General features: G+C 39.8%; 11 protein-coding genes. 6 read left to right on the top strand and 5 right to left on the bottom strand.

The annotated features are described in order from the left end of the window. Positions 1-220: 220 nt before the first annotated feature. A complete protein-coding gene (locus IQ259_RS15525) occupies positions 221-424 on the top strand; it encodes a hypothetical protein (protein WP_193886294.1) in 204 nt (67 codons plus the stop codon). 505 nt (positions 425-929) lie between these two features. After that, the gene (locus IQ259_RS15520; RefSeq protein WP_193886293.1) at positions 930-1784 is read left to right on the top strand and encodes a cyanophycinase; all 855 of its coding nucleotides are present in this window, start codon (positions 930-932) and stop codon (positions 1782-1784) included. Between the two features lie 47 nt (positions 1785-1831). On the opposite strand, the gene IQ259_RS15515 is transcribed toward IQ259_RS15520, so the two are convergent. Then, positions 1832-2644, bottom strand: coding sequence for an SDR family oxidoreductase (locus tag IQ259_RS15515; protein ID WP_193886291.1), 813 nt, complete (start codon positions 2642-2644; stop codon positions 1832-1834). Positions 2645-3683: 1039 nt separating this feature from the next. Here IQ259_RS15515 and IQ259_RS15510 point away from each other — a divergent pair. Both IQ259_RS15510 and IQ259_RS15505 read left to right on the top strand, forming a co-directional pair. Continuing rightward, positions 3684-4301: a pentapeptide repeat-containing protein gene (locus tag IQ259_RS15510; RefSeq protein WP_228014564.1), complete on the top strand. Its 618-nt coding sequence runs from the start codon at positions 3684-3686 to the stop codon at positions 4299-4301. Between the two features lie 184 nt (positions 4302-4485). Next, positions 4486-5958 carry a pentapeptide repeat-containing protein gene (locus IQ259_RS15505; protein ID WP_193886287.1) on the top strand — a complete coding sequence of 491 codons (1473 nt, stop codon included), beginning with the start codon at positions 4486-4488 and terminating at the stop codon, positions 5956-5958. Between the two features lie 32 nt (positions 5959-5990). On the opposite strand, the gene IQ259_RS15500 is transcribed toward IQ259_RS15505, so the two are convergent. Then, entirely contained in the window at positions 5991-7982 is a 1992-nt protein-coding gene (locus tag IQ259_RS15500; RefSeq protein ID WP_193886285.1) for a response regulator, read from the bottom strand. A gap of 595 nt (positions 7983-8577) precedes the next feature. Here IQ259_RS15500 and mtnA point away from each other — a divergent pair. Together mtnA and IQ259_RS15490 are read left to right on the top strand one after the other, a co-directional pair. Continuing rightward, a complete protein-coding gene (gene mtnA, locus IQ259_RS15495; protein ID WP_193886283.1) occupies positions 8578-9639 on the top strand; it encodes an S-methyl-5-thioribose-1-phosphate isomerase in 1062 nt (353 codons plus the stop codon). Positions 9640-9820: 181 nt separating this feature from the next. Next, positions 9821-10714 carry a hypothetical protein gene (locus IQ259_RS15490; protein ID WP_193886281.1) on the top strand — a complete coding sequence of 298 codons (894 nt, stop codon included), beginning with the start codon at positions 9821-9823 and terminating at the stop codon, positions 10712-10714. Here IQ259_RS15490 and IQ259_RS15485 read toward each other — a convergent pair. The 3 genes from IQ259_RS15485 to IQ259_RS15475 form a co-directional block, all read right to left on the bottom strand. Next, on the bottom strand, positions 10711-11880 hold the full coding sequence (locus IQ259_RS15485) for an ABC transporter ATP-binding protein (protein ID WP_193886279.1): 1170 nt from the start codon (positions 11878-11880) through the stop codon (positions 10711-10713). The two genes, IQ259_RS15490 and IQ259_RS15485, sit on opposite strands and share 4 nt — an antisense overlap. 89 nt (positions 11881-11969) lie before the next feature. Then, positions 11970-12395: a type II toxin-antitoxin system HicB family antitoxin gene (locus tag IQ259_RS15480; protein ID WP_193886277.1), complete on the bottom strand. Its 426-nt coding sequence runs from the start codon at positions 12393-12395 to the stop codon at positions 11970-11972. Positions 12396-12414: 19 nt separating this feature from the next. Beyond that, complete coding sequence (locus tag IQ259_RS15475) at positions 12415-13146, bottom strand: GUN4 domain-containing protein (protein ID WP_193886333.1); 732 nt, start codon at positions 13144-13146, stop codon at positions 12415-12417. Positions 13147-13148: the final 2 nt, after the last annotated feature.

Here is a 13148-nt window from a genome sequence, read left to right as displayed (position 1 = left end):
GTAGTAAGTTTTTTTCTTGACCTCGTTAGCTTCACCCTAATTCTACTTTTGAAGCATTTTTAACTATCGTAGGGAATGATCCAATCTCCGTGAAGTTGAATAAAATCAATAGCATTCTACACGCAATCAGTAACGATAAAAATATAACCTTTGAAAGGTGATATATCCTCGAAAAAAATATATAAATATAAAAATTAGGGTTTCGCGGAGACAGCCAAACATGAATGACACAAAAGCTGCCCTTAAAGATGAAGTTAGACAACTTGCAGAGGAAGCTTTTCACTGTAAGCTAATTTCTGGCTATGGAGATGGCCCAGACATCAACGAATTCCAAATAGTATATCAAGGTAAACCACGGCACTTACCTCTGGAACAAGCACGTTTATTCTTAGTTAACTTGCTTTACAAAATGCGTCCACAGTAGAAAGTCCCCTTTAGATATGTAGATAACAATACCCAAATTCACGGAGCTAGGGCTAATAACAAAATCAACTTATAACGCTTCTCCTTTAAGTCTTACATTTTTTAGTAAGGCTAGAAACTGCTTCCTCATAGACTTCTTGCATAATTTTTTTTACCTCACACAGAGCAGCACAAGTGCAGAGAAAGAGTTAAAAATTAAGACTATTGCAAGCAGTCTCGTAACTAGACTGTTCTAGTTATTACAATTGAGTGGGCTATAAAAATATTCTTACGGCACTAGTAATTGGTAATTCTGCTAAATAAATTACCAATTACTCATCATTTGCAAAATTGTAAAACTTGTTTTTTTCTATAAAAAATATTTTTATCTACTCATTAAGGTATATATATTCTAACTCTTTCTAGGAAAAATTAATCTGCCAAATGGCTGATTTGATTACTAGAATTGTCATGTTTTATTGAAATTAATATAAATTTAATTCTTATCCGGTTATCCGGGAGGCATTATGACAGAGGTTGATAATAAACGCCAGTTGATTATTATTGGGGGAGCAGAAGACAAAGAAGGAGATTGCCAAATTCTACGAGAGTTTGTTCGCCGCGCTGGGGGTACAAAAGCTAATATTGTAATTATGACAGCGGCAACAGAACTACCCAGAGACGTAGGGGAAAATTACATTAGGGTGTTTGAGCGACTAGGGGCAGAAAGTGTTCGCATTGTTGACACAGAAACCCGTGAAGATGCAGCTTCATCCACTGCTTTAGAAGCTATTAGTAACGCAACTGGTATATTTTTTACGGGAGGAGACCAAGCCCGGATTACCAGCATCCTCAAGGATACTGAAATTGATGCGGTTATTCACCAACGCTTTTCGCAAGGTGTAGTTGTGGCGGGTACAAGTGCCGGTGCTGCGGTGATGCCTGATAAAATGATTGTGGAAGGCGATTCTCAAACCAATCCCCGAATGGAAATTGTTGAAATGGGGCCTGGCCTTGGTTTTCTACCTGGGGTAGTTATCGACCAACATTTCTCACAACGTGGACGCTTAGGACGGTTGATTACAGCTTTAATCCAAGAGCCAGCAGTTTTAGGATTTGGTATTGACGAGAATACCGCTATAGTTGTGACTGATAATCAAATTGAAATTGTTGGTGAAGGCTCGGTCACAATTGTAGATGAATCAGAGTCTACATATAACAATGCAGGGGAAATTCTTAAAGATGAACCATTGGCCATTTGCGGAGCGAAGTTACACATTTTGCCACATGGTTATAAATTTAACCTCAAAACTCGTCAAGCGATTTTAACTAGTGGTGTCGTAGCTAGTGAAGCTGTCAGCGAAACCGTAACTGTAGGTTAAATTTCTCACGCAAAGATTTTTTGTATCTTTGCGTGAAATTCGCTTATTCATACCTTGCTTAACTGAGAAAAAAGCGCCTCCCAGTCAATTACAAGCGGTCTTTTTCCTTGATTGACGATTTCAAAAGCTTGATTTGTTGTGGATGGGGAAAAAATCGATTCCACACAAGCAGCGGCGACATCAATGCGACTAGTATCTCCTGATAAGGTGTCGCCTTTAGCCAAAACCACACCCAACTTACCCCCAGTAGTTGCTTTGAGGAGAGTATTGAGGTCGTAGGAAGTAAACGGCCCGTCAATCAAACGACCTGGGCGGATAATTGTATATGGTAATCCAGAATTTGCGATCGCAGCTTCACCTTTTTGTTTCGCATCCAACACGCCAAAAGCGTTCAACACACTAAAAGGAAATTTATCCTTGCGGTGAACACCACAGGAAGAAACAAACACAAATCGCTGTAAATTTTGAGGTGCAGCAGTTACTAAGTTGCTGACACCTCCAGCATCTACCTTTGCTGGAGTATTCTTAGCTTTTGCTTCCCGATAATCAGAGTCAAGCAAAATCTGTCCCCATTCAAACAAGTTTGGTTGAGGGTCGAATTCCCATCTGTCAGAGGGAAAAGCTGTAGTACCAGTACAACAGATAATGTGAGTAATATTCGGCATTGCTGCTGGGAGGGTGGTAGAGTCGCGGATATCACCGACAGTAACTTCTACCTTGTTTTCAAACATCTTTTGTGCTTTTGCCGCATTGCGTGTCAGGACACGCACTCTGACATTCTTCTCTAGCAGCTTACCTACAACTAGCTGCCCCACTCCACCAGTAGCACCTACAACTAGCACTAAATCTTCAGCACTCATAACTTTCCCTAGGATGGTCTATTGCTAATCTACTCAAAATATAGAACAGGCTGTTTGCTTCCATAGGGAGATATTGCACTCAAAAGCCCGGCTATTATAGCCGGGCTTTTAAGAAAGGTGGTAGGGGTATATTTCCCAAAGCTTACATATAGAGTTTCTGTATAAATCGCTGTACTGATAGGTAATACCACTTCGTTTAGGCTTATTCCGGAAAAGTAAAAAAATTTTTTGAGGAATTTGTCTGAGTATTTTTGACCATACCCATGAACAAGTTGCAACGTCAGCCTTTAGGATTTTAGAAGAGAGTTTCGTTGTTTTGACTGATGAACAATACATTTAGTAGCTGGCAAGAGTGGGTAACTGTACTGAGTTATGTCGGATTTACGGTGTTTATCATTGGTTGCGTGTTTGCCGCACAGAAAAAATAGAGGGGGAATGGGACATTGCTGAATAATTCAGGAGTAAATAAATAGAAGATATTTTTCGTATCATAAATAATTAAGTAGGTCGGTGTTAAAAATTGTCGTTATGACAAGGCAGGAGGCAGAGGGCAGAAGGCAGAAGGGAAGAGGTTTTCAAGCTACTTTACTTTCCGTTACATAGTTCGGTTTATTTGCACCTTTCTACTTAAGCGATCGCCTGTATACAGGAGAATTCAAGAGTCAGCAGTAAAATGCCCTGTATCCCTGTCTTTGAGTGATAGGTTATGTACTTCACCAAGTTGAAACACGCTGTAAAAATATACATTAATATATAAAATTGTTTTTTTTTGCTGGTTTTTTATCTTTCAAAAGACACATTTAAACCATATACTCACATGGTGATATTTTCTCGCTAATAGCGATAAATAATCATTAAATTTACCAATGACAAAATTTGCTAGTTGCATGGATAATAGCATAAATAAATATTTTATTTAAATTATATGTTCGCTCATATACTAAATGCTTGTAATCCAGTTATAACCCATTCAATAAACAGCAATGTAATTTTATATGTCATTCATGAAATAGTATACAGCCAAGAAAAAAAACATTTAATGATGGCAGTTCAACAGCTACATTCTCCAACAATAGATACAAGATTAGAAGGAATTATAAAGCTAGAAAACTTAGGGAAAACTCATCCCAAATACACTTGGGAAATAATAGAAATTCTCACTACATTTGTGCGGATAAATTCGCCTTGCAAGACTTACGAAGAAGTTAAAGACATCGTATCACTCAAAATTCATCCCGATATTCAAGCATCTCTGAGCGTTATCAGTAGAAGCGATTCCCAACAATACGTAGAATATAAACAAATTGATTTAAGCCATACAGATTTAAGAAAGACAAATCTCTGTGAAGCAAATCTCGCTGGTGCAAATCTCTACCAAGTTAATTTATCAGGTGCAAACCTTTCAGGTGCAAACCTTTCAGGTGCGATTTTGAGCGCTGCTAATTTATCTGAAGCTAACCTCGCTAGTGCAAACCTTTCAGGTGCGATTTTGAGCGCGGCTAATTTATCTGAGGCTAACCTTTCAAAAGCCAATCTGATGAAGGCGAATTTGTATTTAGCTAATTTATCTCAAGCTAATCTTCAAGATGCTATCTTTGATGGGGCTAATCTCCGAGAGGTAAAATTTTCCGGACAAGAGACTACAGACGTTGAATAGATAAAAGTTTTATTTAAACTAGTATTTTTAATCCTCATTCGTCAAAATATCCCTAAAAAGACAACTTCAAGAATTAAAGTAGCATCAATGAAAATTTTCTGCTGCATATTCAAATTTTTGACAAAATGATATACTCGTACCAACCTCTAAGTAATAATTCTATGTTGTGAGGAATATTACTGCTATGTCTGCAAATCAGACAGATAAAATATTGCGTTGGTTGATAGGTACGACAGTTATATTCGCTCTCGCACTGAATCTAATTGTTTTCGCTGCCTCCAATAAAAAGGAGTTATCAATTCCGCAACAAATGCAATATAGAACCCAAGCATTAACAACTACTGCGATCATGTTTTTAGGATTGGCAGTTATGATTAATGCTTACTATGCAGGCAAACATGCAGAAGCGATGCAGAAAAATGCGGCTGCATCTGAAAAGAACGTAGAACTGAGTATGCAAAATGCTCAAATCTCTCAAGATAGGTTGATTGCCGAACGCTTTATGGCTGCTATCACTCAACTGGGTCATGAGAGGATTGAAACTCGCATAGGCGCAATTTATATTTTAGAACGTATAGCCCAGGATTTTCCGAAAGAACACTGGACAATCATGGAAATTTTGGCGGCCTTTGTGCGAGAGAATACGGGGATTCTAAAAGAAGGTGAACTAGTCAAAGAGGAAGACTCACAGCCGATATACTGGAGCAAACCAAAAAGCCGAGTGCTGAGTACAAAGCTTGTAGAACAAAACAGCAATGAAGAAGCACCCAAAATTCGCCGGGATGTGCAAGCCGCATTAATAGTCATTGGCAGGCGTAATTCTCTCTTAGAGTTAGAAATTCAAAAACTAGATTTACGTAACATAGATATCAGGCGAGCCGATATACTGGGAGCCAATTTAGAAAGGGCAGATTTACGCGGTTCTGACCTTTCAGGGGCAGATTTGCGCGGTTCTAACCTCTCAGGAGCCAACCTCAACTGTGCAAAATTAGCTCGGTCGATTCTTTATGAAACCAATTTGCTGAAAGCCAACCTGCGCGGCGCTAATTTACAAGGGGCAAACCTGAACCGAGCCAACTTACAAGGGGCAAACTTGCGTGCAGCTAATCTGCAAAGCGCAAGTCTGCGTGCAGCTAACTTGGAAGGAGCAAACCTCTATAAAGCCAACTTGCAACAGGCAACCTTAAAAGTTGCTAACCTCCAAGGGGCAAAGTTGTTTCTGGCTAATTTACAAGGGGCAAAATTGGGTAAAGCCAATTTGCATCTGGCTGGATTGATTGGCGCTAACCTACAAGGAGCCAACTTGAATGGCGCTAACCTCTCCGGAGCTAATTTAAATGCTGCCAAACTCCAACAAACAGAAGTCTTCTTTGCTAACCTCACCGAGGCGAGTTTGACGGAAGCCGATTTATATCAAGCCAACCTCATGGGAGCTAACCTGAATCGGGCAATTTTATATGAAGCCAACCTGTCTCAGGCTAATCTAATCGGTGCAAATTTATTCGGCACAAACCTTTGCGATGTCAAACTAGAAGGAGCAATCCTCACAGGCGTGAAAAATTTAGACTCACAACAAATTGGCATGGCAGTAGGCGATCGCACAACCCGTCTACCGGATGATCTTGAAGCCCCCACACACTGGCCACAATCAAGTTAAATTACTCAATTATGTCCATTAATTGATTCGTTCTAGGATTTGGCAGCACCCTCAGGGTTTCTAGATTCCTGCACAAGAATCTTGTGTAAAGTTTGTAATAATTCCTTCGCCGTATAGGGCTTAGAAAGAAATTTTCTGACTCCAGACATTTTAGTGAGTTTATCAGTGGCAGTTAAACCGCTAACAGCCACAACCTTGACCTGAGAATTCATTTTTTGCAATGTGCTAATGGCGGTTGTACCGTCCATTAATGGCATCATCACATCCATCAATACTAAACTAATTTCGTCTTCGTGTTGAGCATAGAGAGCGATCGCTTCAATCCCATTACTAGCTGTCATTACTCTGTAGTTGTAAGTTTCTAAGGAAATTTTAGTTGTTTCTAAAATTCCGGTTTCGTCATCAACAACTAATATTAATTCTCCGTTACCTTTGAATAATTCCAAGTCTTCTCTTAAAGGTGTTTGTGGCACTTCCAGCGCTGGTAAGTAAACTTTAAATACCGTTCCTTGACCAACTTGACTGGACACATTTACAAAACCGCCATGACTTTGGATAATACCCCTAACGGTAGACAAACCCAATCCTGTGCCTTTACCAATATCTTTAGTGGTGAAAAACGGCTCGAAGATTCTATCAATGATCTCTGGGTGCATCCCCACACCTGTATCTGCAACAGTAATCACAATATAAGCACCGACACTGGCATCCAGATTCATTCGCGCATACTGTTCATCAATCAAGACATTTTCGGCAAATATCTTAATACTACCGCCTCTAGGCATGGCATCACGAGCATTAACTACTAAGTTCATCAGTAGCTGATGTAGGTGTGTCGCATCTCCAATCACAGCCCAAAGTCCTGGCTGAATATTTGTCGCCAATTCTATCGATTTCGGAAATGTCTCTTGGGCAATTTGCTGAATTTCTGAGAACAGATGACTAACTTGTACAATGGTACGCTGACCATCAACTCCCCGCGCAAACTGTAATACTTGCTTGACTAAAGCAGCCCCACGTTTAGAATTAATTTCTATGGTCTTCAACATCTGCTGATTACGCTCATTAGTATCAGGCATTTTGAGTTGCAACAGTTGTGCTGCTGTCAAAATGGGAGTCAGGATATTGTTCAAGTCATGAGCCATACCACTGGCTAATGTACCAATGCTTTCTAGCCGTTGAGCGCGGAGAATTTGACTTTCTAACTGTTTTTTTGCGGTAATATCAGTATTTACAGTCAAAATTGATTTTGCTTGGCCATTGCGATCGCGCATTAATGTCCAACGACTAGCAACAATCACATCTTGTCCTTGTTTGTTAACCTGGTTTAACTCACCTTGCCAAAAACCAGACTCAGCTATAATTGTGGTGATATTTTGGATTTGAAGTAAAGTTTCTGGTAGATACAAAATCTGATTGACATTTGTACCTATTACTTCTGTGGCTTTCCAGCCATACAAATGTTCAGCGCCTGAGTTCCAAAAACAAATTTGATTGTCAACATCTTTGACGATAATTGCATCACTAGTAACATCTAACAAAGCTGCTTGTTCGCGGATTTTTTCTTCGACTTGCAGACGTTCTGCAATTTCAGCCTCCAACTGCAAATTTTGTGCTTGCAGCGTTTTTGTGAGAGTTCTTAGCTTGAGATGGAGTTGAATTCTAGCTAAAACTTCTTGATATTGAAGTGGTTTAGTAAGGTAATCGACTGCACCCAATTCAAAGCCTTTGACTTTATCCAAAGTTTCCGAAAGTGCAGTCATGAAAATAATCGGAATATCTTGTGTTAATTGACGTGCTTTCAGACGACGACAAGTTTCAAAGCCGTCTATTCCCGGCATGAGGATATCTAACAAAATTAAGTCAGGTGTGCCATATTCGGCTATGGCGATCGCGCTTTCGCCGTCTTCAGCAATCAAAACCGTAAATCCGGCTGTGTCTAAAAAATCAAACAACATTTCTAAATTAATAGGAGTGTCATCAACAATTAAAATGACACTGGATTTATTAAAATCATTTTTCATAAAGCCTCAGAATACCTTTGGAGAAACATCAAGATTTGTTTCCCGTTAAAATTTTTAGCTAGTTGATATAAACATCTGGTTAAAGGTTATAACTCCTCATCTAGTTTTACAGATTGTTCAACAATAAGTAATTACACAAGTTTTGGACTGTAACCTTCACTCTGTCCCCTATATCCACCTATGAATTTAATTGTGTCCGACTACTTACTTCTTTAGTTACTCCACATAGATAAATCTAGCAAAATTTCTAATTCTTCTGCTGAGGGAGGATTAATCGCAGCCTAAGATATCAAGTGTAAAGGATGGAATATAGTTTCGTGTTCATCCTTCATCTTTCTTACTTTATCTTTGTCTTCATACATCCAGCGCAATTCCATGCGAACCTGTAACTTTTCTAAAAGTTTTGCTTTTTGGAGTTTTGCTGATTAACGAGGTTTGTTCTAATTCTCGGAAAGCACTGTAGACATCAGTATTTCTACTAATAGTTATTGCCTTGTACCGTTTTGCAGTTACTAAAAGTACCTAAACTTTTAGTCTAACTAGCAGCCATTTCTAGTAACATTTACGTACTAACTTAATTAACTACTTAATTTTGATGACACACTCTACAAACCAGGTTTATCCCGTAATTTGGCACAACAATTCAGTGTCACTAATTGATCAAACCCGTTTACCCAATGAGTACGCGTTTGTGGAAATTCATCGTAGCGAAGACATGGCGCAAGCGATTAAAACCATGATTGTGCGGGGTGCGCCAGCAATTGGTGTGGCTGCGGCTTATGGGATGTATCTTGGGGCGAGAGAAATTGCAACTAGCGATCGCCATGAGTTTTTAAACCACTTAGAAACAGTTGCCAAGTTATTGCGGGCAACTCGTCCGACAGCGGTAAACTTATTTTGGGCGATTAGCCGGATGTTGAAAACTGCCTACGAAACCTTGGGAACCGTTGAGGATATCAAACAAGTTCTCTTTCAAACAGCCCAAGCAATTAATATTGAAGATGTGCAAACCTGTCAGGCGATCGGCGATCACGGTTTAGCCGTGCTACCCAAAACCCCAGACAAGCTGACACTGCTAACTCATTGTAATGCTGGGGCGTTAGCAACTGCTGGTTACGGTACAGCATTGGGGGTTGTGCGTTCCGCTTGGCGAGATGAACGCTTAGAACGCGTGTTTGCTGATGAAACTCGTCCCCGCTTACAGGGAGCAAAACTCACTGCTTGGGAATGCGTACAAGAAGGTATCCCGGTGACAGTAATTACTGATAATATGGCAGCCCACTGTATGCAGCGGGGTTTGATTCATGCTGTAGTTGTGGGGGCCGATCGCATTGCGGCCAATGGTGACACAGCTAATAAAATTGGGACATATAGTTTAGCGATCGTAGCAAAAGCCCATAATATTCCCTTCTTTGTGGCTGCGCCTTTATCTACTATTGATTTCGACTTATTTGATGGTACTCAAATCCCCATTGAAGAACGCCAACCAGAGGAAATTTATCAAGTTGGCGACACCATTCTCACACCTGAAGGTGTAAATTTTTATAACCCAGCTTTTGATGTAACTCCGGCAGATTTGATTACAGCCATAATTACGGAAAAAGGCGCATTTTTTCCTAATCAATTAGCAAAATCTCTTTCACCGCAAATGCTTTAAACTTTAGCAATATTAAAATTTATTTTGTAGATTTGCCTCTGGACAAAACTGCTACTATCAATATAATGGGTTATTCATTTCTAGTTAATTTACTGCGCTTGAAAAATGCAAAACTTCAAGACGTGGCTTTGCTTTTTTTATAGTAGTGAATACCTAGCATTTATTGAAGAACATTCTACCCATGAAAAATTTCATTTTGACAATTGTATTAATTATTTCTCCTTTCTCGATTATGAGTTGCAGTAACTCATCGACAGCTATCACAGAAACTTCTACAGATAATGTCGAGCAGGTGAAATCTGAAGCTACACAAAATAATACCAAAGAAACTCCTACAAATAATGTCGAGCAAGTCAAATCTGAAGCTACACAAAATAATACCAAAGAAACTGTCAGTAAAAATTCTACTCGACCAACTCCTATAAAAAATTCCTCTACATCTGAGAATAATCAAAAACCTAATAGCAAGCAACCCACAATTGGGACAGTGAAAGAACTCGTCAACGGTGATTTATTGTGTTATGCCACATTAACTGATGAAAAAGGAACTGAACATAATGTAGGCGCATCTTTTGAGATTTGTGCAGAATCGGAAAAATTTTTAAATAAGAAAGTCCGTGCATCTTACACAATTGCATCAGTAAATGATTGTCAAAGCATCGAACCTTGTGGCAAATCTAAAAAAGAATCGATAATTACCAAAATGGAAGTTTTAGATGAAACATCATCAAAGCAATCTCCAAGTAGTAAATCGCAGATTCTCAGCAATGGTGAATGGACAATAACTATTGGTAATGCAGATTCTTGGTCAGGAGTTAATGGTACAGGAAATCTGACTTACAAAGGATGTGATGCTAAAGGTAGTTGCCTAGAATTAACAGGAGGAAAAATTACCTGTCGAGATGGTAAATGTACCACAGGCTGGCGTAATGGGGATTATTCCTATATTTTGGAACAGCCGATAACTGAGGAAGACAATCCTCAGGAAATAGCCTCTTCAACAATTTTTACCGTCCGAAAAGATGCAAATGTCATCTTGAGTGCTAAAGGATTTAAACTTGCCTCTGGCAACTAATTAGGAATAATTCTATCTCCTGTTTTAGAGTCAAATACAAACAAGTGATTCAAATCTAGTTGTGTGTGCAGGCGATCGCCTGTACGCACACGCACATCTCCGCCAATCTGTAAATTCAACAGCACAATTGAACCAGGTAAACTAGCGCGAATCAGAGTTTCCCTCCCCAAAGGTTCTACCACCTTCACATCAACTAAAAGTGCTGTTAGCGGTAGCGGGAGTTGAGCAGCGTGCTGAGGAGCCAGCGCCGTGCGGGGGTTCCCCCAGTTGAGGCGACTGGCGTTGCTAAGTGCTGAGTCACTGTTAATATAGATATGCTCCGGCCTAATACCTAAATTACAACTTTGACCTTGGCGCAGCTGCAACTTCTCCTGAATACCTGCTGGAACTTGAATTAGTTGTTCACCAATATCAAAGCCATCATTCTTATAAATAGCAGGCAAAATATTCATTGGTGGACTACCTAAAAAAGTCGCCACCATCTGATTAGCAGGAAGAGCATAAATGCTTTGTGGATCGCCAATTTGCTGAATTCTGCCGCGATTTAGCACCACAATCTTATCAGCCAAAGTCATCGCCTCAACTTGGTCGTGGGTGACATAGACAGTAGTAATTCCCAATTCTTGATGCAGCTGCTTTAATTCTGCTCGCGTATCATCTCTCAATTGAGCATCTAAATTTGATAAAGGTTCATCCAATAAAAATACTTGAGGTTCACGCGCGATCGCTCTCCCTAATGCTACCCGTTGTTGCTGTCCCCCGGAAAGCTGTTTGGGTTTGCGCTCTAACAGATGTTCCAAAGACAGCGATCGCGCCACTGTTACGACTCGTTCTTGAATGATCTTCGCGTCAACCTTCCGCATCTGTAAGCCAAAGGCGATGTTTTGCGCCACCGTCATGTGGGGGTAAAGAGCGTAATTTTGAAATACCATTGCGACATCCCGCTGTCTGGCTGGGATGTTGTTCATTAAGCGATCGCCAATCAACAGTTTGCCAGATGTTGCAGTTTCTAAACCAGCGATCGTCCGCAAAATTGTAGATTTACCACAACCCGAAGGCCCGACTAATACCCAAAATTCGCCATCAGGAATTTCAAAGGTAATATCTTCGATTGCGGTGACGTTGTTAAACCGACGTTTAATGTCTTCTAGACGAACATTTGCCATTATTCAATCTGATAATTTGAATTTGCAATTGTTAGGGATATTCCCTATTGTTTCATTACAGCAATGCTATAAACTCCTTGCTTCTAAGTTCATGTGTCATTCTGCTCTAATAAAATATTAGGTTGCTTTGTAAATTGAGTAAGTTGATTTTTCTGTGTCACTCTAATCAGAAACCTGAGAGCTTCATTCACAGCTTCAGCATTGGGAAACATTGCTGCGACATCAGGTTCTAAAGTAATTGTTGTTTGATCAAAGTTTTTTCTTTCAGAACCAAACTTTTTAACTTTTAGACTTTTTAATTCATATTCTGAGCGCAGATTCCCTTTCATTTCTGGCTTATCCTTATTTTCTGCTGCTAAACAAAGTTCAATAACTTCTTTAAGATTTGTTATCAACTCATCAATTGTGTTTCCTTGTGAGTAACAAGCTGTTAACTGCGGGACTTCTGCGACATAATAGCCATCTTCATTCTGTTCAATGATGACGTAGAATTCACGTTTGCTGGCATTCTGCATAATTTAATTTTACGTATACTCATGACTTTTCTAAATTACTTGTCCACGCCGGATGAGCAAATAAAGACGCAATCACACGTACTCCTCGTAGTTGATTTGATAGAGGTAAATGACCTTTCGGCGCACTCAAATCCCAAATAAATTCATTGGGGTAGCGTGTCCAATTATTGCCATTTTTCCAAGCAATTTTTGGCCAGAAATTGTCCCAATTTTTGCCGAGGCTTAACCAAATTTCACGCTGTACTGAAAAGCCAAATTTGCCTTCAGAGTGGACTAACCACAAATTGTTGATGGTGTGTAAGTCAATCACAGGAAAATTGTCAACTTCCGTAAAATATAGCCATTTTCTTTGAACAGCAGTTGACCCTGCTAGTTCGCACATTTTCTCAATAGTTAGGCGATCGGCTGCTTGGAAGTCTTGTGCAGCAAGTAACTGTTGCAAAGAATTGTAATTAATCCGACGCTCTGATTTTAGAGGTACAATGCCCTCAGGAAAATTATTTTGCAGGAAGTCTCTGGCTTGCGGTGCATCAGAGTTGTAAAGTATTTGGTAGGCTTTACCATCAATCCAAGTTGCTGGAAGATCACGACGTTTCAGTAAAAAGTCCATTAACACATCTAATCCCCCATTACCCAATTCAGCCAATTGTGGGATGATCTGTTGTTGGACTTGAAGAGACCCAGCGATTAAACGTTGTCGGAGGGAGTCGATGTCATTAGCAGTGCCTGATACAATCATTGGGTCTGTCATGC

Origin of the sequence: Fortiea sp. LEGE XX443 (assembly GCF_015206815.1) — a bacterium.
In the GTDB taxonomy this organism is placed as follows: Bacteria; Cyanobacteriota; Cyanobacteriia; order Cyanobacteriales; family Nostocaceae; genus Nostoc_B.
The sequence above is the reverse complement of the archived record's forward strand: the minus strand, read 5'-3'. Positions and strand labels throughout refer to the sequence as shown.